Source organism: Paludisphaera rhizosphaerae (assembly GCF_011065895.1).
Lineage (GTDB): Bacteria > Planctomycetota > Planctomycetia > Isosphaerales > Isosphaeraceae > Paludisphaera > Paludisphaera rhizosphaerae.
The window spans coordinates 1-22802 of sequence record NZ_JAALCR010000055.1; the positions used below are offsets into that span (position 1 = coordinate 1).

The 22802-nt window shown below is 68.3% G+C and carries 14 protein-coding genes; 5 read left to right on the forward strand and 9 right to left on the reverse strand.

What is annotated here, in order from left to right; translation table 11 throughout:
* Window positions 1-240 precede the first annotated feature (240 nt).
* From G5C50_RS31050 to G5C50_RS31060, 3 genes are all read right to left on the reverse strand, one after another.
* The gene (locus tag G5C50_RS31050; protein WP_165075719.1) at window positions 241-2187 is read right to left on the reverse strand and encodes a proprotein convertase P-domain-containing protein; all 1947 of its coding nucleotides are present in this window, start codon (window positions 2185-2187) and stop codon (window positions 241-243) included.
* 511 nt (window positions 2188-2698) lie between these two features.
* Complete coding sequence (locus G5C50_RS31055) at window positions 2699-3187, reverse strand: hypothetical protein (RefSeq protein ID WP_165075721.1); 489 nt, start codon at window positions 3185-3187, stop codon at window positions 2699-2701.
* Window positions 3188-3519: 332 nt separating this feature from the next.
* A complete protein-coding gene (locus G5C50_RS31060) occupies window positions 3520-4266 on the reverse strand; it encodes a leucine-rich repeat domain-containing protein (RefSeq protein ID WP_165075724.1) in 747 nt (248 codons plus the stop codon).
* A 321-nt stretch (window positions 4267-4587) separates the two neighbouring features.
* Here G5C50_RS31060 and G5C50_RS31065 point away from each other — a divergent pair, with 321 nt between their 5' ends.
* Window positions 4588-5670 (forward strand): DUF1559 domain-containing protein, encoded by a 1083-nt coding sequence (locus G5C50_RS31065; protein ID WP_165075726.1) that lies wholly within the window; start codon window positions 4588-4590, stop codon window positions 5668-5670.
* A 108-nt stretch (window positions 5671-5778) separates the two neighbouring features.
* Window positions 5779-6243 carry a hypothetical protein gene (locus tag G5C50_RS31070; RefSeq protein ID WP_165075729.1) on the forward strand — a complete coding sequence of 155 codons (465 nt, stop codon included), beginning with the start codon at window positions 5779-5781 and terminating at the stop codon, window positions 6241-6243.
* A 138-nt stretch (window positions 6244-6381) separates the two neighbouring features.
* Here G5C50_RS31070 and G5C50_RS31075 read toward each other — a convergent pair whose 3' ends face one another.
* The 5 genes from G5C50_RS31075 to G5C50_RS31095 form a co-directional block, all read right to left on the reverse strand.
* Complete coding sequence (locus tag G5C50_RS31075) at window positions 6382-10047, reverse strand: DEAD/DEAH box helicase (protein WP_165075731.1); 3666 nt, start codon at window positions 10045-10047, stop codon at window positions 6382-6384.
* A gap of 320 nt (window positions 10048-10367) precedes the next feature.
* On the reverse strand, window positions 10368-12920 hold the full coding sequence (gene gyrB, locus G5C50_RS31080) for a DNA topoisomerase (ATP-hydrolyzing) subunit B (protein WP_165075734.1): 2553 nt from the start codon (window positions 12918-12920) through the stop codon (window positions 10368-10370).
* 341 nt (window positions 12921-13261) lie between these two features.
* Window positions 13262-13582 (reverse strand): DUF721 domain-containing protein, encoded by a 321-nt coding sequence (locus G5C50_RS31085; protein WP_165075737.1) that lies wholly within the window; start codon window positions 13580-13582, stop codon window positions 13262-13264.
* A 95-nt stretch (window positions 13583-13677) separates the two neighbouring features.
* Window positions 13678-14796: a DNA polymerase III subunit beta gene (gene dnaN, locus G5C50_RS31090; RefSeq protein ID WP_165075739.1), complete on the reverse strand. Its 1119-nt coding sequence runs from the start codon at window positions 14794-14796 to the stop codon at window positions 13678-13680.
* 957 nt (window positions 14797-15753) lie between these two features.
* Window positions 15754-16668 carry a response regulator transcription factor gene (locus tag G5C50_RS31095; protein ID WP_165075742.1) on the reverse strand — a complete coding sequence of 305 codons (915 nt, stop codon included), beginning with the start codon at window positions 16666-16668 and terminating at the stop codon, window positions 15754-15756.
* Between the two features lie 225 nt (window positions 16669-16893).
* Between G5C50_RS31095 and G5C50_RS31100 the strand changes: the two genes are divergently transcribed.
* Window positions 16894-19749, forward strand: coding sequence for a hypothetical protein (locus tag G5C50_RS31100; RefSeq protein WP_165075745.1), 2856 nt, complete (start codon window positions 16894-16896; stop codon window positions 19747-19749).
* Between the two features lie 29 nt (window positions 19750-19778).
* Window positions 19779-20330: a hypothetical protein gene (locus G5C50_RS31105; protein ID WP_165075748.1), complete on the forward strand. Its 552-nt coding sequence runs from the start codon at window positions 19779-19781 to the stop codon at window positions 20328-20330.
* Window positions 20331-20380: 50 nt separating this feature from the next.
* Here G5C50_RS31105 and G5C50_RS31110 read toward each other — a convergent pair whose 3' ends face one another.
* Window positions 20381-21295 carry a helix-turn-helix transcriptional regulator gene (locus tag G5C50_RS31110; RefSeq protein WP_165075750.1) on the reverse strand — a complete coding sequence of 305 codons (915 nt, stop codon included), beginning with the start codon at window positions 21293-21295 and terminating at the stop codon, window positions 20381-20383.
* A 443-nt stretch (window positions 21296-21738) separates the two neighbouring features.
* On the opposite strand from G5C50_RS31110, the gene G5C50_RS31115 reads away from it, so the two are divergent.
* Window positions 21739-22782 carry a YncE family protein gene (locus G5C50_RS31115; protein WP_165075753.1) on the forward strand — a complete coding sequence of 348 codons (1044 nt, stop codon included), beginning with the start codon at window positions 21739-21741 and terminating at the stop codon, window positions 22780-22782.
* Window positions 22783-22802: the final 20 nt, after the last annotated feature.

Consider the following 22802-nt stretch of genomic DNA (forward strand, 5'->3'; position numbering starts at 1 on the left):
CCATAAACCAGACGAAATACCTCCCCCTACAAGCCCTCAAGGGGGGAAGGCCGTTATGGTCTCGGATCGTGAGCCGACGTGCCCTCCGAAATCCGGCGACCCTCATCCGCCGCTGCGCGGCACCTTCTCCCGGGGGGAGAAGGAACGATTCGCATCGGCCGTCGTCGATAAACAATGCGATCCGATCCGGCGGCGGTCGTCTCCCTCATCTCCTTCAGGCTACGCCCCATCCAGGGGATCTCACGCGGGTGCCAGACCCGAGGCCGTCGCCAGCGTCGACGTCCAGCGCGTCGCCTGGGGGATGTAGCGGCTGGACCGTGCGGTCGAGGCGGCGCCGAGGGTCGTCGCGGCCTTGACGACGGCGGCCGGGGTGGTCGCCTTGCTGGAAGACGGCCCGGTCGCCAGCGCGGCGAGGAAGGGGACGTCCGAGGCCGTCGGGGTCGTCGTCGCGAACGTCGCCGCCGCCGCTGCGGAGTGGACGACCGCCGGGGCGGCCGTGCCGGCCGTGCCGGTGATCGACAGCGACCACGACAGCAACGTCCCCTTGTCCAGGTACGCCACGTCCGAGACCTTCAGCGTCCAGGTCCCCTTGGCGTCCAGCCCGTTGAACACGCCGAGCGAGCCCTGCGGGGCGAACGTGCCGGTGAACGGGGCCGAGCCGCGGGTGATCGATGTGGACGCGGTCGAATCGAACGTGGTGTTCGTGTAGTTGTCGCCCGACCCGCCGTTGCGATTGGAGAGCGTGATCACCCGGCCTGACGGCGAGGTGAGCGTGATCACCAGGTCCGAGTCGTAGGTGTGGGTGAGGCTCAGGGTGACGGTCAGGTTCCCCACGACCACGTCGGCCGGCACCGCCACCGAGGAACTTACCGAGCCGAGGTCGGGGATCGCCGCTGGCAGACCGGCGGCCGCGTAAGAGGTCGTCGTCGTGGTCGGCGGATCGCTCGGCGGGGTGGTCGGCGGAGTCGTGGTCGAGCCGCCCCCCAGCGCGGCGACGACCGACGGCACGATGGGGCTCCCCAGGCCCGTTACCAGGTCGTAACCGGAGCCGGCGGAGTAGCCGTTGCTGCCGGAGGTGATGTCATGGAAGACCGACGACGGCGCGGCGTACAGCGCCGGCAGGGTCTGCGTGGCGCCGTCCATTGAGGACTGGCCGGCGATCGCCCGGCCCTGGTCGGCGATCGCGACCAGGCCGGCCCACATCGGCGACGACGCGCTGGTGCCGCCGACCTGGATCCAGGGAGCGGCCGAGCCCTGGCTGTACGAATCGTACACCGCCACGCCGGAGCTGGGGTTGGCGTCGAGCGAGACGTCGGGCGTGGTCCGCTTGGTGCTGGACTGCGTGACGGCCGACTGGTAGCTCGGCTTCGATTCGTACTTGCTGATCCCGCCGCCGCCGCTCGACCATCCGGACTCGCTCACGTAGGTCCCGTCCGAGGCGACCGAAAGCGTCGTGCCGCCGACCGCCACGACGTTCGGGGAGTACGCCGGATATCCAGCCGGCGCGCCGCTGTCTCCGGTGGAGGCCAGGAAGGTCACCCCCGCGTGGCCGGAAGGCGTGGTGAAGGTGGAGTCGTAACTGGTCTCGCTGGAGAACTCAGACGCGCCGAAGCTCATGGAGACGGCCGCGACCCCGGGCTGGGCCTTGGCGTAGTTCACCGCCGCGAACAGGTTGGCGATGCTGGACGAACTGGCTTCCACCAGCAGGATGCTCGCCCCGGGAGCGACGGCGTGCGCCCACTCCACGTCCAGGGCGATCTCCATCCCCCAGCCCGTGTTGCCGGTCGGGTAGCTCGTGCCGCCGGTCTGGTTGACCTTGGTGAAGACCGGGTCGGGCAGGCCGAACGCGACGTCGAAGGCGTGCAGGTCGCTGGAGGCGAACGACGGCGACGTGCTGCTGACGAACTTCGGATCGTCGTAAGCGTCGATGATGGCGATCGTCTGGCCGCTGCCGTCGCCGACGATCGACCCGAACGTCACCGAGTCGAATCCGTAGGCGTGACGGACCTGCGCCGGGGTCATGCCGTAAGGAGCCGAGGACCCGTGCGGGGTCATCGTCTCGCCCGCCGCCAGGACCGTCGGCACGGCGACGCCCACGGCGGTGAGGACCTCTCTCCGTTCCAGGATCTCAACCTGCCAACGAACGCGGCGAATGCGCGAACGGCGCGCGTGACGAAGCTGCGTCATGAGATCCTCGGTGGTGCGTGCGCAGAGATGTCGGTCGTCCCTGGGAGGGGGCCGGTTCGTTCCGATTCAGCGTCGGCGGCTCGTCGCCCCCCGCCTGTATGGAAAGGTGCGCGATCACATTAACGATCCGTCAGCGAGAACCGCAAGTGGAATCGTTAAATTCCTAAATCATTACCGCGTCACCGACGGATTCGATGTATGAGAGCTTGGCGGCTGTCATCGACGACGGCCAATGCACGGCGAATGAGGTCGCCGGATTTCGGAGAGAGCGTCGGAGCGATCTGGCCGATAACGGCCTTCCCCCCTCGCGGGGGAAGGTGGCCGCGAAGCGGCCGGATGAGGGGGGATCGGCTTCTCACGCGTCGTAGGCTGTGACGGCGAAATCGGTGGACCGTTTCCTAAGCCGGGCTCGTAGGCTGGGTCGAGCCCTAGCACTCGCGAGTCGTCGTCTTCTCAAGGCTGGGTCTCGACCCAGCCTACCACTTGCCAGCGAATCCCGAGACGGAGAGGGTCATTGTTTCCGAGCGGTTCCCGCCGCCGGATCGTCCTTGAGCCTGTCCAGGATCGGGTATTTGAACCTCCAGTACCGAAGGTAATAGATCGGAGCCATGCACGCTCCGCCCGTCTCGATCTGCAAAGGGGCCTTCCGCACCGCGACGTCCTCCCCGAGGTCGACGTGGAGCGTCATCACCGTCAATTCCGCGCCGGAGCGTCCCTTGGGATCCCTGTGCTCGGAACCGAGGACGTCGCGCGCGGCGGCCTCCACCCGCTCGCCGGCATACTCGCCGAGGACCCGGCGGGTCGTGAACAGATACCAACTCGCTTCCGAGAAGAAGAAGCTGACGAGCGGTCGTTCGCCGGGCTCCAACGCGACGCGGCCGAGCACCTCGGGGTGGGCGTCGCCGAGCAGGGTGTATCGCCACGTCGACGGGTCCATCGTGTGTTTGCCGATGAACCAGAGCGCCGTCGCGCGGATTTTGGTGTGGGGCCAGTCGGTCATCCGTCGCGCTCCGGCTGAATTTTCTCGGGGGTGAGGCTCGCCCCAGATCCGGTGTGGCAGGCATCCCAGGAATCGATCGCGAACCTTGGGTGCCATGGCCACGCTCGTCGTGGCCATGCGATCAGCGACGGGTTTGCAACCGTCCCACGCCGGTTCATGGCCACGCGAGCGTGGCCATGGCACCCGAAAAATATCCGCATTTTCACGCGACGATTAGAGTCGGCCTTGATGGATGGGGAGCGGCTTGCGCGTGCGATGGCGGTCGCCCCCTCATCCGGCCCTTCGGGCCACCTTCCCCCGCGAGGGGGGAAGGCCGTTATGATTTCATGCGATCACTTGTAGACGGCGACGCCCGGGACGGCGCCCTTGAACTTCTCGACGGCTTCGGGGGTGACCTTGGAGCCGATGAGGTAGACGGACTTGAGGGTCTTCAGGCCCTTCAGAGTTTCCAGGCCGGCGTCGGTGACCTCGGTCCGGCTGAGGGCGAGGACCTGGAGGTTGGGGAGTTCCTTGAGGGCTTCCAGGCCCTTGTCGCCCACCTTGCTGTTGGTCAGGAAGAGCATGGTCAGGCCCTTGAGGTTCTTGACGGGCTCAAGGCCGGCGTCGGTGACGGCGGGGCTCATCAGGGTGAGCGCGGTCAGGCCGGTGAGATCCTTCAGTGAAGCCAGCGCGGCGTCGTCGACCTTGCCGTTGTCGATGTAGACGACCTGCAGGTTGGGGATCGTCTTGAGCATCGCCAGCACTTCCTTGTCGCCGGCCCACTTCTTCATGATGTTGACCGTCGCGACCTCAGCGCCGTCTTTCCCCTTGTCGATCGTCAGCGACGCGCCGAGCTTGTCGAGCTCCATGCCGGCCACCTTCAGCTTTAGCGCGGCGACTTCCTTCTGAAGCGCGGCGATCTGCTCCTTGAGCTTCGCCGGGTCCTCGGCCGGGGCGGGGGCGGCGGGCTTGGCCTCCTCGGGCTTCTTCTCGTCCTTCTTGGCCTCCTGGGCGAAGGCGTGGGAAGCAAAGGCCAGGGCGGCGACGCAGAGGAGGGCGGTCGCGCGGGGCGACCGGCGGGCGGGGCGGTCCGAAGTCATGGCTTGGGGCTCCCTGGTCTCTCGTGGGGGGGGGTGGACGGCCTCCAAACTAACGCGAGAAACGCCGCCCGACAACCATGGTCCCACACGAGGCCTTTCTTGAAATCCTCATCATCACCAGCGCACAGGCGTCACAACGAAGGAATACGATACGCCTGCCGCGAGACCCGACGTGGGTCGCGTCCTCCCCAGCGAGGACCATTTCGGGCGTTGACGCCCGCAGCCCCACAACGGTCCCCATTCGGAACCGTCCGGAGCGACCTGTAATCGAGGCGACCTCGTCGCCTCTCCCTCCCGTTCGATCCATCAGAAGGCGTATTCATGAATCGTCCCAAGCGTCTTGGCTTCACGCTGATCGAATTGCTGGTGGTGATCGCGATCATCGCCGTGCTGATCGCCCTGCTGCTGCCGGCCGTGCAGAGCGCCCGCGAGGCCGCCCGTCGCGCCCAGTGCGTCAACAACCTGAAGCAGCTCGGCCTGGCCTCGGCCAACGCCGAGTCGGCCACCGGAGCCTTCATCCCCGGCTTCGGCCCCGACTTCAACGCCGCCGTCATCGGGGGGACCTGCGGTTCCCGCCCCAACGTGATGGCCCAGCTCCTGCCGTACCTGGAACTGGGGAGCACGTACAACGCGTTCAACTTCGAGTGGTGCCTCAGCGGCTACGGGCTCACCACGGCCAATGGGACGGCCCAGATGCAGATCGTCTCGGCGTACGTCTGCCCCTCGGACCCCAGCTCCGTCAAGTTCTTCGACCTGGGGTACACCAACTACTGCGCCAGCCTTGGGGCGACCGCGGCCCAGCGGCTCGGCACAACGGCGACCTCCTTCGAATCGAACACCGCCCGCGCGGGCATCTTCAACGTCGTCGGCCTGGACACGACGTCCTCGACCTTCCCCAACAAGAATCGGGCCCTGCCGGTCACGGTCGCCTCGGTGACCGACGGCACCAGCAACACGGCCCTTTTCTCTGAGACGAAGCGCAGCAAGGCGGCCAACACCACCGCCGACGCCGCCGGGTGGACCTCCGGCATCCTGCCGACCGACCCGGTGAACTTCATCTACATCAGCAACGGCGACCTGGGCGTGGCCTCGAACTGCTACTACAACGGCCCGGGCTACGCCGGCCGGCTTACCTATCGCGGCCAGCAGTACTACCGCAACCTGCCGATCAACGGCTACTACAGCCACACCCTGACGCCGAACTCCAAGTGGTTCGACTGCGGCGTCTTCGGCACGGCCTTCAACAACGGCCACATGGCGGCCAGAAGCTTCCACTTCGGGGGCGCAAACACCGGCTTCGCCGACGGCTCGGTCCGCTTCATCAAGGATGCGATCAGCCTGCCGACGTGGCTCGCCCTGGGAACCAGGGCCGGCGGCGAAGTCGTCAGCGCCGACGCGTACTGAGGCCGGCGGCTCCCTCGAGCCCGACCCATCACCTCGATCCTCATGGGAGGCGGCCTAACCGCCGCCTCCCCGCCGTTTCAGCCCCCAGAACCCGGACGGACAGCCGACATGCGTTTCTCTCGCCTCGCGATTCTCATCCTTCCCATCGGGCTGACCGTCGGCTGCAGCGAGCCGACCGGCGCACCCGTCACCGAAGCCAACCAAGCCGAGGTCGCCCTCAACGACGTCGGCCAGATGTTCCGCCAGTACACCTTCAATCAGCACAAGCCGCCGACGAAGGTTGCGGACTTCGCCCCGCTGGAAGCCGTCAACCCGATCGGGCTGAAGGCCCTCCAGGACGGCAGCGTCGTCGCGCGCAGCGGCGTGGTCATCCAGGACGTCGATGAAGGACCCGCGACCAAGGATCCGTCCGACGAGGTCATGGCCTACGTCAAGGAGGCCCCCACCTCCGGCGGCCTCGTCCTCATGCACAACCGCACCATCCGCCCGATGACGGCCGACGAGTTCAAGGCCGCCAAACTGGCCGGCGACGGCGACATGGCCGCCGGCGCGGCCGCCAGGAAGAAGCCCTGAGGCCTGTTCCTCCCGGCCGCCACATACCCCTCGGCCCGCAAAGCGACTCGGCCCGGCTCCCGCCGCCCTCATATCAAGAGGAAGGAGGAGGCCGGGCCGAGTCGCGTCTATTGCTTCACGCGCCGATCGATCGAACGATCAGGAGAGCAGGAACTCCAGGTCCTCGCGGGTGAGGCTGGAGATCATGCGGTTGTCGGCGTTGAGGATGGCGTCGGCCAGGTCGCGCTTCTTCTGCTGGAGGTCGAGGATCTTCTCCTCGACGGTTCCCCGGCAGATGAGGCGGTAGGCGAAGACGTGCTGGGTCTGGCCGATTCGGTGCGACCGGTCGATGGCCTGGGCCTCGACGGCCGGGTTCCACCAGGGGTCCAGCAGGTAGACGTACTCGGCGGCGGTCAGGTTGAGGCCCAATCCGCCGGCCTTCAAGCTGATCAGGAAGATCGGGCACTCGGTATCGGTCTGGAACCGCTCGACCTTCGCCGCGCGGTTGCGGGTGCGGCCGTCGAGGTACTCGTAGACCAGCCCCGCGTTGTCCAGCCGCTCGCGGACGATCGACAGGAACGAGGTGAACTGCGAGAAGACGAGCACCTTGTGCCCTTCCTCCACGACCTCCGCCAGCGACGGCAGCAGCATGTCGAGTTTGGCGCTCGGGCTGCTGGTCAGCTCCTGGTTGATGAGGCCCGGGTGGCAGGCCGCCTGGCGGAGCCGCAGCAGGGCCTCCAGAACCTCGATCTTGGAGCGGTTCAGCTCGGCCGAATCCTTCTTCAAGAGCGCGTCGCGATAGTGGACGCGCAGCTCGTCGTAGGTCTTGCGCTGGTCCGACTCCATGTCGCAGTAGAGGGTCTGCTCGGTCTTGTCCGGCAGGTCCTTCACCACCTCGGACTTGGTCCGCCGGAGGATGAACGGCCGCAGGGCCTTGGCCAGCATCACGCGGTCCTCGCCCTCAATACTGGAGGCGCCGGCGTAGCGCTTGAAGACCGTGTCGCTGCCGAGCATCCCCGGATTGAGGAACTCCAGGATCGACCAAAGCTCGCCGATGTGGTTCTCGATCGGCGTACCGCTGATCGCCAGGCGTTGGCGGCCCCTCAGGAGACGCGCGGCCTTGGACGACTGGCTGTCGGCGTTCTTGATCGCCTGGGCCTCGTCGAGGATCACGTAGTCGAACTCGAAGTTCAGCAGCTCGGCGATGTCGGTGCGGAGCGTGCCGTAGGTGGTGACGATCAGGTCGTAGGCGTCGAACTGCTCGCGGAGCGGATGGCGGCCGGGGCCGGTGTAGTCCATCACCTTGAGCCGGGGCGTGAACTTCTCCGCCTCGGCCAGCCAGTTGAAGACCAGCGACCGGGGCACGACGGCCAGCGTGGGGCCCTTCGCCTGGCGGCGGAACCGCCGGCGCTGGAGCAGGGCGAGCACCTGAATCGTCTTACCCAGACCCATGTCGTCGGCCAGGATGCCGCCGAAGCCGAACCGCTGGAGGTAGTCCAGCCAGCCCAGGCCCTCGCGCTGGTAGGGGCGAAGCTCGCCGTGGAAGCCCGGCGGCGAGTCGAGCGGGACGACCCCCTCGAACTGCCTGAGCTGCTTGCGAACCTTGGTGAACGCCTCGTCGATCTGGATCTCCGGCTGGTTCTCCAGGAGCGCGTCCAGCAGGCCGGCCTGAGAAGCGTTGAACCGCAAAGCGCCGTTTTCGGCCGCACCCAGGTCCGCCAGCAGGCCGTACTTCTTGAGCCACTCCTCGGGGAGCATCCCCATGGAGCCGTCGCCCAGCTCGATCATCGTCTCGCCGCGGCGGGCGGCGGAGAGGAGGTCCGGCAGGCTGACGCTCTGGCCGCCGTAGTCGACGCCGCCGTCGAGGTCGAACCAGTCGATGCCCGTGGAGAGGGCCAGCTTGAACTCGCCGGCGGGGCGGATCAGCTTCCCTTCGGCCTCGACCCGCCAGCCGGCCAGCACCAGCTCCTTGGAGACGGCCTCCAGCCGCTTGGCGGGAAGCTCCAGCGTGTTGGGGTCGAGCCGAGGGTCCTTGGCCTCGCGGAAGCCCAGCTCGAAGAGCTTCACGTCCGCGGCGCTCTCGGTCTTGGGGTCGCGGCGGATGACCAGGCCCAGCTCGGTCGAGACCGCCAGCGGCGTCGTCCGGCCGGCGGGGATCACGGCGCCGTCGTAGTCGAACTCCAGGTCGGCCAGCAGCTTGTCGGCGGCCAGTCCCCAGTTCTGCCGGGGGGTCCGAAGCGTGATGCTCGGCCGAGGCTTGGCGACGATCTCCTCCAGCGGCATCGTGTCGACCAGCTCGGTCGCCGGGACGCGAGCCTCGGCCAGGATCCGGCCGAGCATCAGGTCCTGCTGGGGCTCGACGAAGCTGATTTCCTTCTCGTAGCGAAGCCGGACGATCCAGGTCATGACCCCCAGGTCGTCGAACCTCGCGGCGCGGCCGACGCCCAGGATGAGGAGGCCGGGGAGCAGGATCAGAGGCTCGGCGAGATCCATCCGGGCGTCGTTGCGCCGGAGGGCGCCGCGCCACGACCAGCGCTTGCCGCCAGGCTCGGTGCGGAGGTCCAGGGCGAACCGCCAGGGCTGGCCGTCGTCCCAGCGCATCGTCGGGGGCTCGTCCTCGCCGTCGGTCCGGCGGAGGCGGAGCCGGCCGGAGCGGGCCAGGCGCTCGACCAGCGCGGCGTGGTCCTTGCGGAGGATGAACCGGCGGGTGCCGCGCAGCTCGGCGGCCGGGTTGCGCCGGCCCGGCTGCTGTCGGCCGTTGCGGGCGGCCGGCTCCTCGGCGGCGGTCGGTCCGTTCGCCGGCTCCTGGCCGTTGGCGTTGGCGTTGGCGCCGGTGACGGCGGCCACGCCCGCGGTGAGGGTGGGGACGCCGTGGTGGGCCTCGTCGAGCAGGGCCAGCAGCAGGCGGTCCTCGGGGTCGTACTTCACGTGGACGGCCTTGGGGGCGTACCACCAGGGGCGGAGCGGCCCCCACTCGCCGGTCGGCTTGCGCTGGCGGCGGGCGAGGTCGATGACGATCTGGTTGTGAGCCTGGCTGGCCGCGACGTCCAGCACGTAGACCAGCAGCCGCTTGGCGTTGCGGTTGACCGCCTTGGCGCCGCCGCCGCCGTTGCTGGCGTTGGCCTCGCGGCGGGCCTTGTTCCGCGCGGCGCGGGCCTCTCGGGCGTTAGCCGGCGTCCATCCGGGCGGGTGCGCGCCGGGAGGGCCTCCCTCGGGGGTCGGTCCGCCGGGGCCGGGGGGCCGTTGGTGCTCGCCGTTGCGGGGGCGGTCGCGGTCGCGGGGCCCTCGGTTGTTGCGATCCTTGTTGGCGTTGCGGCCCCGGGCCGGCCGCTGGGGGACCTGAGGGCCCGGCCGCTTGGGAGCGCCGATGATCACGTCGCGGCCGTAGTCGGCCATCGGGTCGTGCTCTCGGTCGCGGTCGCGATACTCGCCCCCCTCGACGGGCGCCTGGCCGACGGCTCCCTCAGGGTGGGCCTGGCCCTGCTGGGGGGCGCCGGCGGGTCGGCGGGGGGGCTCGGCCACCAGGCGGACGGCCATGTTCGGCGGCGACTGGAGGAAGCCCCGCGAGTCGGCCAGCAGCAGCGTCGCCCAGAGGTGCTTGCAGGGTTCGCCCTGGGGGCCGAAGTACGGGCAAGAGCAGGTGGCCAGCAGCCGAGCCCCGCGCAGGCGGGCGCGAACCCGATACTTGGTCGTCCCCCGGACCCGGGCGACGACCTCGTTGGGCTTGGCCGACATCAGGCTGACGCGGCCCTTCGAGAAATAAGACTGGCCGCGCGCCCGGACGGCGTCGCTGAAGTTCCGCCCGACTTTTTGGGCTATACCCATCATCGATTCCCACCCCGAACGCATCGATCGATTCTTGCTCGAGACGACCCGTTCAATTTCGCCGCCTTCGCGAGCTTCAAGGAACGCCGAGGCACTTCGCTTCCCGATAATGCCTGCCCCCCTTCTCCCCTGGTGGGAGAAGGTGCCCCGGAGGGGCGGATGAGGGGGGTCGTCACCGTCGGCGGACTTCGGGATCCCCCCTCATCCGGCCTTCGGCCACCTTCTCCCACCAGGGGAGAAGGAAGGTTTCCGTCGCCTTCTCCGATGCTCAAATCCTCTGCCAAACGATATCGGGGCAAGGGCCCCCCTTCGACCGCCGCTCAAACGTCAAGGTTCTTGACCTCCAGCGCGTGCTTCTCGATGAAATCCCGGCGCGGTTCGACGTCGTCTCCCATGAGAGTCGTGAACAGGTCGTTGGCGGCGGCGACGTCGTCGAGCCGGACCTGCAGGAGGGTCCGCCGCGACGGGTCCATCGTGGTCTCCCAGAGCTGCTCGGCGTCCATCTCGCCGAGCCCCTTGAACCGGGTGATCTTGATGCCTTTCTCACCCAGCTTGCGGATCGTCGGCGCCAGCGAGCGGAGGTCCAGCAGCGAATGCTCCTCGCCGTCGCGGTGGAGGATGAACCGGGGCGGCGGCTCGTCGCCGGTGACCTCGTGGGCCAGCAGCGATTCGGCCCGCAGGCCGTACTCGTCGCGGAGCCGGGCGAGGTGCTTGTTGAGCGTCTTGACTTCCAGGAACTCGTGGACCCGGTGCGTGGGCTTCGCGGCCTCCTCGGAGGATTCGGTCGCGGAGTCGTGGGCGGCGTCGTACTCTTCCTGGCTCCAGTAGGGGGTCTCGTGACCGTGGTCGTCCTCGATGAGGAAGAGCGGCAGGAGCCCGGCGCGGTGGTCGGCCTTGGCATCGGTCGCCGGGTGGGCGTAGCCGAGGAACTCCCGCAACGGCCGGTTGCGGCGGCCGAAGGCCCGCAGGCCGTGCTCGATCGCCCCGCCCAGCTCCACGAGGTGCTTCAGACGCTCGCCGTCGATCGCGCCGGGGATCGAGGTCGGACCGTCGGTCGCGTCGGCCACGGGGGCGTCGGCCGGGACGAGCACGGCGTCGGCCAGGCCGGCGGACATCAGGATGCCCGTCATCTGCTCTTCAGTCTGGACGTACCGCCGGTCCTTCTTGCCGCCGGCCAGCATGTAGAGCGGCGGCTGGGCGACGTACAGGTGCCCCTCGGCCACCAGGCGGGGCATCTGGCGATAGAAGAACGTCATCAGCAGGGTGCGGATGTGCGAGCCGTCGACGTCGGCGTCGCTCATCATCACGACCTTGCCGTAGCGCCGCTTGGTCGGGTCTTCTTCCTCGCCGATGCCGTTGCCGACGGCCGTGATGATGTTGCGGACCTCCTCGTTCCCCAGCACGCGGTCGAGCCGGGCTCGCTCCACGTTGAGGATCTTGCCGCGGAGCGGGAGGATGGCCTGGTAGAGCCGGTCGCGGCCCCCTTCGGCGGTGCCGCCGGCGGAATCGCCCTCGACGAGGAACAGCTCGCTGGAATCCTGGTCGTGGGTCGTGCAGTCCATCAGCTTGCCGGGGAGGCCGCCGCCGGAGAGGACCCCCTTGCGGTTGCGGACCAGTTCCCGGGCCTTGCGGGCGGCCTCGCGCGCCTCGGCGGCGAGCTGCGCCTTGGCGACGATCTTCTTGGCGGTCGCCGGGTTGTTCTCCAGGTACTCGGCCAGCTTGTCGTTGACCACCCGGGCCACGATCCCCTCAACCTCGCCGTTGCCCAGCTTGGTCTTGGTCTGGCCCTCGAACTGGGGGTCCGGCACGCGGACGGAGACGATCGCCGTGAGCCCTTCCTTGAAGTCCTCGCCGGTGATGACGAGGTCCTTTTTGTTCGCCGGCGCGGCGTTCTTGGCGTACTGGTTGAGCGTCCGCGTCAGGGCGGTGCGGAAGCCCGTCAGGTGGGTGCCGCCCTCGATCGTGTTGATGTTGTTGCAGTACGAGACGACCATCTCGCTGATCGAGTCGTTGTACTGCATCGCCACGTCGACCTCGACGGCCGCGACGTCGTCCCGGCCGCTGAAGAGGACGGGGGGGTGGAACGGCGTCTGGGCCCGGTTGAGGTAGACGACGAACTCGCTCAGGCCCTCCGACGAGAAGAACTCGTCGCGCCGGGGCTCGCCCTCGCCGCGCTCGTCGACCAGGTGGATCCGCACGCCCTTGTTGAGGAAGGCCAGCTCGCGGAGCCGCTTCTCCAGAACGTCGTAGGAAAACTCGATGGTCGTGAAGATGGTGGCGTCGGGGAGGAACCGGATGGTGGTGCCGGTGCTCTTGGCGGGGCCGTGGGGCTTCACGGGGCCCATCGCCGCGCCTTGCTCGTACTGCTGGCGCCAGATCTGGCCGTCGCGGCGGACCTCGGCCTCGAGCCATTCCGACAGGGCGTTGACCACGGTGACGCCGACGCCGTGGAGGCCGCCGGAGACCTTGTAGGTGTCGTGGTCGAACTTGCCGCCGGCGTGGACCTTGGTCAGGACGATTTCCAGCGTGCTCTTGCCGGAGTCGCCGTGGGCGTCGACGGGGATGCCGCGGCCGTCGTCGACGATCGAGGCCGAGCCGTCGGCGTGGATGGTCACGACGATGTTCTTGCAGTACCCGGCCATCGCCTCGTCGATCGAGTTGTCCACCACCTCGTAGACCAGGTGGTGCAGACCCCTCGTCGTGGTGTCGCCGATGTACATGCCTGGGCGTTTGCGGACCGCCTCGATCCCTTCCAGGACGCGGATGTTGGCGCTGGTGTAGGAGCCCTCGCCCCCGACCGCCGCGCCGTGGCCGTTCCCGGCCTCGCCCTCGATCACGTTCGCGTCGACGCCTTCGTTCTTGGTCAAATCCATCGCGGCGGTTCCTCGGTTCGTCCTATCCCTCGGTTCGTCCTTCCTGGGGCTTCCGTGCCAGTCGTCTCACGATCAATCAGACGGCGGTCGGCTTCCAACGTTCCCTCTCCCCCCGGGAAGAGGGCAGCCGCGCAGCGGCGGGTGAGGGTCGTCGGATTTCAGAAGGCGCGTCGGTCCCGCAGACAATCAATCCAGGCCATGCCTACAGGTCCGACGACCCTCACCCGGCCCTTCGGGCCACCCTCTCCCGACGGGAGAGGGGACCTGACCACGCCGGTTCTTTGGAAATCCCCTCGGGTTCTCTCTGGCGGTTGATTCCGAACGTTGCACGATCAAATCAGTCAGTCGTCCACCCGGCCGATCCGGAACCGCAGGTCGTCGATCCGCGCGTCGGGGCAGGCGTCGCGGAGAGCCTGGAGCAGCTCGTGCTTGCGGTAGGCGGAGAGTTCTTCGAGCAGGGCCGGATGGTCGACGGTGACGGTCAGGGTGTTGCGACGAACTTCTCCCAGGCGGGTCCGGCCCTGGTGGGCCTCGCCGACGGCGGCGTCCCAGGCCGTTTGCAGCGCCAGCATGGCGTGGAGCCGACCGTAGCCGCGCGCGACGAAGAGTTCGCCGAGCACGTCGGACAGGGGCCGGGGGCCGCGCTGGTCGGGGTTGGGCATGCGGGTTTGGCGTCCTGGTTCGTTCGTTCGAGGGATCGACCGATCAGGGTCGGGCCGTTTCCTCCGGCCCGGCGCGGGGGTCGCGGCGCGTCGTCTCAGCGCTCGCGGGTCAGGGGCATCACGACGTAGGTGTACTGGTCGGGGGTCTTGAACACGGCGGCGTTGCGGGCGTCGATCAGCTCGGCGGTGATCTCGTCGTCGTCGGCGAGGGTCTTGAGGGCGTCGAGCAGGTAGCGGGGGTCGAAGGTGATGTCGACCGCCTTGCCCTGGTAATCGAGGGGCAGGTCGACCTGGGCGGAGCCCACGTCGGCCGCCTGGCTGGAGAGCTTCAACGCGCCGGGGCCGAATTGGAAGTCGACCCCGCGGCTCTCGTCGCTGGTGACGATGGACGCCTGCTCGACGGCCAGCTTGAGCGGGCCGACGGCCATGGGAACCTTGGTCTCGACGGTCGTCGGGAAGACGTCTTGATACCGCGGGAACCGGCCCTCGACGAGCCGGCTGTAGATCACGGCCCCCTCGGTCCGGACCAGCACGGCCGCCCCCGACTGGATGGTCAGGTGGACGAGCAGATCGTCGTCGACAAGGTTCCGTTCGATCAGCTTCAAGGCCTTTACGGGGATGACGGGCGTTCCGGACGGAGCAATCGGATCGTTTTCGGCGGTCGCCGGGGCGACCATCTTGGCGAGGCGTCGGCCGTCGGTCCCGATCATCGAGATCCCGTCCGGCTTCAGCTCCACGAGCACGCCGCCGAGGGCGTATCGGGCGCTCTCCAGGTCGGTGGCGAAGACCGTGCGGCGGATCAGCTTCTTGAGGTCGCCGGCCACGATCACGTGGTACTTGTCGGCGGCGAAGTCCGGAACCTCGGGGTAGAGGCTGGGGTCTTCCAGGGGGAGCTTGAAGCTGGACCGGGCCCCGCGGACGAGCAGGTGCTCGTCGCTGGTCTCAAGCAACAGGTCCTCGTCGCCGCTGGTCCTGAGGATCGGGCCGATCTTGGCGGTCGGCAGAATGGCCGAGCCCGGCTCCTCGACCTTCACGCCCAGAACCCGGTGGCGGATGCCGACTTCCAGGTCCGTCCCCATCAGGACCGAGCCGTCCTCGTCATCGACGCTGAACTTGACGTTCTGCAGGATCGGTTTGGGGCTCCGCGCGGGCACGACGCCGCTGACCATGTTGAAAGCGGTGAGCAGTCCTTCGCGATTGCACAGGGCCTTCATGCGCGTGCCTCGTTCTGGCTGATGCATCGCCTTCCGCGTCGCGTCCGATCGCGTCGCCCGGCCCTGGTCGTCGCCGAGGGGCCGGAATGGGAAAGGCGAACCAACGTCGGGCGGGGTCCGCTTTGGTGGGGACGGCCGCGGTCTGGCGTCGGTTGGGGGATGGGGGAGTCGGGCCGGGCCGCCCAAGTCCGCCACGTCTGCTAGAGAAGATTACTCCCGACTATCATACCACGACGCGGGCCCCGAGGGAGCGCCCACGCGACGGGAATCGCGGGATCGCGGCGGATTTCTCCTCGGGCTGGGCCTCGCATGCCCCAGAGCCCTTGGAACGAGGGCGACGGCGTCGCCCCGCCGGGCTTCGACTCCCGGCGTCTTCCCGTATTCCCATGAGAGAGAAACTGAATCGCCGTATTAAATACAGCGCGACGGCCGGCCTGTGGATAACTTCCAGGGCGTCCGACGAAGTCCATCCTACCAAAAGACTTAATGGAACGCAACCGAAACCCCGCGCTGTTGAAAAGTCGGTCGATCCCGTTGTGGACGACCCGCGCGCCGAGGTTCACCAGGGCGCACGGCGCGGCCGACGCGCTGCCCCCCCTTGTGGATCGTCGCCGACCCGGCGCGCGGCCTGGCCGTGAGTTATCCACACCCCATCGACCACATCGTCGGGTGCCATGGCCACGCTCGCGTGGCCATGAACCGGCCCGGGACGACCGCGCGACCGTCGCCGATCGCATGGCCACACAAGTGTGGCCATGGCACCCAGACCAGCTACCCATCTGGAAAACCGAGCCTGATCGGAATCCAAGGCGCCAGAACGCGCAATCAGGAAGGATACGAGAAGCCGGGCGCCCACGCCCAGGGCTGCCGATCCATCGGCCTGCGCCTCTCTGCGTTCTCTTTTTCGGTCGGCGAGACCCTTCGGGTTGAATCCGTTCCGAAGACTGGTGGGCCGGGTCAGGCGCGGCGGGGCTGGAACCGGTGGCGGGCGTCGAACGTGGCGACGACGCCGGAGCGGGAGGACATTGAGCTGGGGGCGTCGACGGCCTCGGGGGCGTCGGCCCAGGGGGCGGCGGCGCCCCAGCCGCGTCGGAGCCATCGGGCCAGCAATTCGGCGCGGCTGCGGACGCCGAAGTGTCGGAAGATCGCCTTGGCGTACTCGTTGACGGTGTGGGGCTTCAGTTCAAGGCGTGCGGCGATCTGCTTGTCGCCGTCTCCCTGGAGGAGGCAGGCGAGGACGCGTCGGACGCTCGGCGAGAGTTCGGAGGGTGAGGGCTCGGCGTACCGCGCCAACGAGCCGCCGACGTGGGGCGCGAGCGTCGCCTGCGCCTCGCGGAGAATCGCCTGGTCGCGCGGGCCGAAGTCGCGCCTCCCCGAGGCGCGGAGCACGATGACGCTCGAGGTCTCTCCGGCCGCCGCGCCCGGGATCGGGTTCGAGCACCAGGCGGTCATATCGGCCCCGAACGGCCCCTGGATCAGGTCGTAGTCGCGCGAGCCGTACCAGTCGCGGTCGGCGATCATGTCCTTGCGCGTCAGGCAGAGCCCCGCCTGTTCGCGATACCGTCGGTAGTACTCGATCATCGCCGGCGAGTATTGAGGGTCGGACCGGAACTTCGCCAGGTGGGCGATCAGCGTCCCGAAGTCCAGGAATCCGGGACGCCACCAGAACGTCACGCCCAGGTCGCGCATCCGAAGGTCGAGACAGCCGGCCATCTCCCCCGCCAGCCCGAAATCGGCGTCGACCAGGTCGGCCAGTCCCTCGACCCAGTGCTGACGCCAACCGGCGCGGTCGGCGCCCAGCTCGCGGCACTCGCCGGCGAGGCGCCAGATCGTGCGGGCGTCGGCCAGGCTGAGGCGGGCGGATTTGCCCATGAGGTCGTGGTCCCTTTCTCGTCCGTCGCGGCGTCCATACCCCTGGTTTCAGGGGGGCGGCGATTCGCAGGCGAGTGCTACCGTCCTGCCACGGCTGATCATATTCGATCCCGACGATCGGTGACGGCCGCCATTGTAAGACTTCCGCCGCCGCGCCACCACCCATGCGGGCTGGCGATCGGCCGCTCCACGCCCATTGACGCCCACCTTGAGGATATGGCGCTCATGATAATCCCACGCCGTCGTTCCACGTCGCCCCCGCCGCGTCGCCGCGCCGCCCGTCTCGTCTTCGAGCCGCTGGAGGACCGACGGCTCCTCGCCCGCCTGGAACTCATCACCCCGGTTTCGTCGGTCTCGATCGCGGCCAAGAGCGCCAAGGCCGAGACGATCAGGACGGCCAAATGGGATTTTCCCGGGGGCTCGGGCCAGCTCTTGCAGGTCGGCGAGACTCCGGTCTCGACGAGCGCCGGCGGATTGTTTCAGCAGCAGACGATAGACGGGTTGGCCGTCGCGTCCGCGGTCCCCCGAGGCAGCACGGATCCGTCCAACCTTTACAGCATCTTCGCCTATGCGAATGGCTCCGTATTCAACAACCAGTCCTTCACGGACTCGACGGCCGGGTTCCTGGACAGCATCGATTTCTCCTACGAGTTCGCCGTCCAGAGCTTCCGGATCGTCCCCGAACCGGGCGAGAAGGTCGGCGACACGCTCGTCCTGCAGTTCGGGTACAACTTCAGCGCGACCCCGAACGGCCTGACCCCCGCTTCCGCGACCTACACGAGAACCCTGTCGATCGACCCGGGCAACGGGCAGGGGATGCAGTCGTTCGTGAAGGTCGAGAAGCCTTCGCCGGACTCCCCGGTCGGATTCAGCCTCTCCCCCCAGTTCACCACCAAGATCGGGGCGGTCGTCCAGATCGGGATGAAGGGCGAAGCCTCGCTCGTCGCCGCGCCCGCCAAGAAGCCCACGGGCCCGGGGATGACCGACCTCCTCCACCAGAGCGTCGGCGGCGGAGTCACCGGCAGTCTCGTCGTGACGGTCCCCAGGGTTCTGAGAGAGCTGATCCCCACGTCGCTCATCTTAAACGACACCGGAGTGAGGGCCGCGTACCGGATTGAAGATCCCGACCTGGCGGCGCCGACGGAGGTGGGGCTCTACTGGTCGTCGACCGACGAGTTTGCAGGCGCGATCGGCAGCCCGATCGTCCTGGAAACCACGCCCGTGGCGCGTGGGGACTACGGCTTCACCGTCCCGGCTCGGGCCCTGAGCCAACCGCCGGCGAACGCGAAGTTCCTCCTGCTCGTCGTCGACCCCAACGACAAGGTGGCCGAGAGGACCGAGGAGAAAGACAACACCCGGGCGCTGGCGATCCTCCCCGACATCGCCCTGGCGCCGCAGGGCGCCATCCGCTGGAACCCCGACCAGGGGGGCGTGTTCGTCAATTACAACGTCACCGGCCTGCTCGCCGACCTCCCCGAGATCGCGCTCTACTGGTCCGACGGGACGACGTTCAATTCCAGGAAGACGGAGGCGGGGACCACGATCGGCGGCAAGACCCCGGGGGCCATGGGCGCCCAGGTCCAGACCCTGACGAATCCTCCCGAATGGGCGAAATACCTGATCGCCTACGCCGACCCGCCGGATTCCGCGAACCCCGACGGGAAGATCAAGGAGGCGAGCGAGTCCAACAACATCGCGTCGATCGCCTGGAACCCGACGCTCGTCTTCGAGAAGGCGAAGTACGACGGCGACCCGGACGCCGCCACGGTCGGCCGATTCCTACCCAACCCCCCCAACGCGGCCAAGCCGCTGATCGACGATCAGAAGATCATCGCCAGGCTCTCGGACTCGCTCGCCTCCCTGAAGCCGACCATCACGCTGGTGGGGCGCAGCGCCACGGGCGACGGGTTCGACGACGTCTTCACGATGACGGCGACGGAGGACGGCGGCGGTCGGATTTACGAAACGAGCGGATTCGACCCCACCCTGATCGTCTTCCACGACGAGGTCCCGTTCGTCGACGAACGCCAGCTCAAGATCCAGGCGACGCGGCTGGGTTCTCAGCTCGTCTCCGAGAAGGACCAGCCCACGTTCAAGCTCGTCGTGATGGAGAAGCTGCCGGACTGGCTCACGAATCTGGACGTCGTGACCGGGAGCTTCGGGGACGACCCCGTCTACGGGCCGTCCTATGAGATCGCCGCCATGTTCGCGTCGTTCACCCTGTCCGCGACGACGCCCGACGAAATCCCCTGGTTGGCCGGACAGGTGCTGAGCTATCAGGCCGGCCTCGGCGTGAAGATGGTCGTCCCGCTGAACTCAGCCCTCCGCGCCACGCTGGGCGCCCAGGCCAAGATCTCGGTTCAGTACGGCGACCTCCTCTCGTACACGCCCATCTCGTTCGACTCGATCGATCTGTTCGAGGTCGAGAGTTGGGGGGCGAAGTTCTCGATGACCCCGCTCTTCGAGCTGAACCCCAACACGCTCGCTGGGCCGGGAGACGCCTTCGGGGCCACCATCAAGCTCGACGTCGACGCCAACCTGGTTTCGAGGTCCTATACGACGCTCCTCCCCGGCCCGGGCGGCTTCCTAATCCCGTTCGAGGGCACGATCGACGTGGGGATCCTTGGCGGCCTGGCCGTGACGGTGACTCAAGAACCCGGGGCCGGATTTCGGCTCGGGGACAACTCCGTCGTGACCGGAGGCGTGAAGCTCAAGGCCTCGGGCGGCGTGGGTCGCGACCTCGATCTTGCGTCCGAGTCGCAGACGTTCTCCAACCAGATCAGCGCGTTCAAGAAGCTCCTGAACGCGCGCAAGCAGGGGAGCAGTTTCTTCAACTCGGCGGCGAGCATCGGCGGCCGCGTCATCCTCGATGCATCGGTCGTCGCCTCCGCGTCCTACGTGGGGTACTTCCGCGATCCGCAACGCCTCCCTGGCGCAACCGTCACGGCCACGCTGGACGTCACGTCCGAGCTCAGGCTGATGATCCGCCTCGGCGATTGGGTTCCGGTCAACGAGAAACTCGTCGGGATCCAGCTCCTGCCGGGCGTGTTCCCGCTGAAGAAGATCTTCCAAATCGTCTGACGTCATAAACCCCTTTGAGGTATTCCATAATGTCTCCGCGCTTCACGAAATCCGCCTTCTTGATCCTCCTCGGTTTGTGCGCCCTCACCTCGACTGCGAGGGCCGATCTGATCCTGTCGGTCGACGTGGCGACGTCGGCCGCGAGCAACGGCCGGACGCTTTACACCTACACGGTGCAGAACCTGGCGACGTCGACGGCCACGCTGGCGTCGTTCGGCGTCCAGGTGGCCCAGGCGGCGGACCTGGCCGATGTCACGGGCCCCGTCGGCTGGGACGTCGACTACGTCGTGGGCGACGCCTCGATCTTCTGGACGTCGAGCGCCGAGTCCTACGACCTGGCGCCGGGCGGCTCGCTGGTCTTCGGCTTCACGAGCGTACTGACCCCCGGCGCGCAGCCGTTCGCCGGGATCGGCTTTGAGCCCAATGGCGACTTCGTTTTCGTCGACGGCATGACGACGGGCCCCCTCAACGCGGGCGCCGCCGTCCCCGAGCCCGCTTCGGTCGTCCTTGCGGCGTCGGCCCTCGCGGCGGCGCTGCTGGCGAAGGCCCGAAGGCGGTCGATCCCGTCCGGCGCGAGGTGAACTCTTTCCGAAGACTGCCGGGCCTCCGGCCGCGCGACCGGAGGCCCAGTTCACGCGCGGGGCGGCTGGAAGCGGTGGCGTGCGTCGAACGTGGCGACGACGCCGGAACCGGCGGACGAGAATTCGGGAACGTCGACGGCCTCGGGGGCGTCGGCCCAGGGGGCGGCGGCGCCCCAGCCGCGTCGGAGCCATCGGGCCAGCAATTCGGCGCGGCTGCGGACGCCGAAGTGTCGGAAGATCGCCTTGGCGTACTCGTTGACGGTGTGGGGCTTCAATTCAAGGCGTGCGGCGATCTGCTTGTCGCCGTCGCCCTGGAGGAGGCAGGCGAGGACGCGTCGGACGCTCGGCGAGAGTTCGGAGGGTGAGGGCTCGGCGAACCTCGCCAGCGAGCCGCCGACGTGGGGCGCGAGCGTCGCCTGCGCCTCGCGGAGGATCGCCTGCTGACGGCCGCCGAAGTCGCGACGGCCGAAGGCGCGGTGGAGGATCACGTTGGAGGTCTCCCCGGCCGGAGCGCCCGGGATGGGGCTGGAGCACCAGGCGTCCTTGTCGAGCCCCAGGCCTTCGTGGATGAGGGTGCGGTCCGCCGTCCGGGACCATTCGCGCTCGGCGATGAAATCGTTGCGGCCCAGGCAGCGTCCCGGTTCCCGGCGATACCGGCGGAAGTACTCGATCACCGTCGGCGAGGACCCCGGATCGGCGCGGAATTTCGCGAGCCGGGCGGCCAGCGTCGCCAGGTCGACCATCCCCGACCGCCACCAGAAGGTGACGCCGAGGTCGCGGAGCCTCAGGTCCAGGCAGCCGGCCATCTCCCCCGCCATCCCGTAATCGGCGTCCACCAGCTCGGCGAGCCCGGCGATCCAGTGCCGCCTCCAGGCGACGCGATCGTCCCCCAACTCGCGGCACTCGCCGGCGAGGCGCCAGATCGTGCGGGCGTCGGCCAGGCTGAGGCGGGCGGATTTGCCCATGAGGTCGTGGTCCTTCTCGTCCGTCGTTGCGGCTCGACCCCTGGCTTTCAGGGGGGCGGCGAGCCGCACATCGATGCTGACGTCCTGCCACGTCTGATCATATTCGATCTCGACGATCGGTGACGGCCGCCATTGTAAGGATTCCGTCGCCGCGCCACCACCCATGCGGGATAGCGTTCGCGCACATCGACAGCAACCTTGCGCCCGGCGGCGACTTCATCGACGGCGTGACGCCCGTCCCCTCAACGCGTCAGCCCTCATGGCGGCGCTGCTGGGGAACGACGGCCCTGAGGAACGCGAGCAGCCCAGGGGACGCGTCACGCCACGCCCGGCGCGTCCTTTGGCATCGAACCGCCGGAGTTGTCCGGCGGACGGGCGGACCGGATACTGAGAGGGCGTCGGACGAATCTTCGCCGGCGCTGCTTTCGGTAGGGAGTCGTCGCATGCGTTTTCGGTTCGTGAAGGGGCTGGCCGTCCTCGTTTTGAGCGTGTCGTCGCGGGTCGTCGCCGAGGAGCCCGCGCCGTCGCGGACGCTGCTGGCGATCTCGAAGACCGACCACATGCTGGCGATCCTGGACCCGGCCGACCTGAAGGTCCTGGCGCGCGTTCCCGTGGGGCCGGATCCGCACGAGGTCGTCGCCTCGGCGGATGGGAAGACGGCCTACGTCTCCAACACGGGGGGCGGCTTCCTGCACCAGATCGACGTGATCGATCTGACGGCCCGGAAGGCGCTCTCGAGCCTCGACACCGGGCCTCTGATTGGGCCGCACGGCCTGGCGTACGTCGGCGGCAAGCTCTGGTTCACGGCGCAGGGGGCGAAGTCCGTGGGCCGGTACGATCCGGCCTCGGGCCGCTTTGACTGGGCGCTGGGGACGGGCCAGGACCGGACGCACATGATCCACGTCGCCGCCGACGGCAAGCGGATCTACACGACCAATGTGGGTTCGGACACCGTCAGCATCCTGGACAACCTGCTGCTCCAGCCCTCGGTCCCGCCGACGGGGGTGCTCCCCGCGAACGCCCAGGCCCACATGGACTGGGTCCAGACGCTGGTGCCGGTCGTGAAGGCCTCGGAGGGCTTCGACGTCTCGCCCGACGGCCGGCAGCTCTGGACGGCGAGCCCCGAGGGGATGCTCTCGGTCGTCGACACGGCCGCGGGGAAGGCGGTCGCCACGATCCACGCCGAACTCCCCGGCGCCCATCGCCTGGCGTTCACCCCGGACGGCCTCCGCGTGCTGGTGGTGAGCGTCCGCACGGGCGAGGGCGTCTTCGTGGAAGTCGCGACGCATCGGGTGATCAAACGGTTGAAGGTCGGCCGCGGCGCGGCGATGCTGATGGACCCGGTCGGCGATCGCGCCTTCGTCTCCTGCACGCCCGACAACGACGCGGCGGTCGTCGACCTCAAGACGATGGAGGTCGCCCGCCGCCTCGACGTCGGCGGCCGGCCCGACGGCATGGCCTGGGCGGTCCGGCCCCCGTCGCGCTGAATGTTTCGAGAGGTCCGATG

Bases quoted from the DNA above. Each gene is read 5' to 3' on its own strand.
- G5C50_RS31105 (WP_165075748.1), top strand. From the start codon at position 19,779: ATGTCTCCGCGCTTCACGAAATCCGCCTTCTTGATCCTCCTCGGTTTG.
- G5C50_RS31070 (WP_165075729.1), top strand. From the start codon at position 5,779: ATGCGTTTCTCTCGCCTCGCGATTCTCATCCTTCCCATCGGGCTGACC.
- G5C50_RS31065 (WP_165075726.1), top strand. From the start codon at position 4,588: ATGAATCGTCCCAAGCGTCTTGGCTTCACGCTGATCGAATTGCTGGTG.
- G5C50_RS31115 (WP_165075753.1), top strand. From the start codon at position 21,739: ATGCGTTTTCGGTTCGTGAAGGGGCTGGCCGTCCTCGTTTTGAGCGTG.
- G5C50_RS31075 (WP_165075731.1), bottom strand. From the start codon at position 10,047: ATGGGTATAGCCCAAAAAGTCGGGCGGAACTTCAGCGACGCCGTCCGG.
- G5C50_RS31050 (WP_165075719.1), bottom strand. From the start codon at position 2,187: ATGACGCAGCTTCGTCACGCGCGCCGTTCGCGCATTCGCCGCGTTCGT.
- G5C50_RS31055 (WP_165075721.1), bottom strand. From the start codon at position 3,187: ATGACCGACTGGCCCCACACCAAAATCCGCGCGACGGCGCTCTGGTTC.
- dnaN (WP_165075739.1), bottom strand. From the start codon at position 14,796: ATGAAGGCCCTGTGCAATCGCGAAGGACTGCTCACCGCTTTCAACATG.
- gyrB (WP_165075734.1), bottom strand. From the start codon at position 12,920: ATGGATTTGACCAAGAACGAAGGCGTCGACGCGAACGTGATCGAGGGC.
- G5C50_RS31100 (WP_165075745.1), top strand. From the start codon at position 16,894: ATGATAATCCCACGCCGTCGTTCCACGTCGCCCCCGCCGCGTCGCCGC.
- G5C50_RS31095 (WP_165075742.1), bottom strand. From the start codon at position 16,668: ATGGGCAAATCCGCCCGCCTCAGCCTGGCCGACGCCCGCACGATCTGG.
- G5C50_RS31110 (WP_165075750.1), bottom strand. From the start codon at position 21,295: ATGGGCAAATCCGCCCGCCTCAGCCTGGCCGACGCCCGCACGATCTGG.
- G5C50_RS31060 (WP_165075724.1), bottom strand. From the start codon at position 4,266: ATGACTTCGGACCGCCCCGCCCGCCGGTCGCCCCGCGCGACCGCCCTC.
- G5C50_RS31085 (WP_165075737.1), bottom strand. From the start codon at position 13,582: ATGCCCAACCCCGACCAGCGCGGCCCCCGGCCCCTGTCCGACGTGCTC.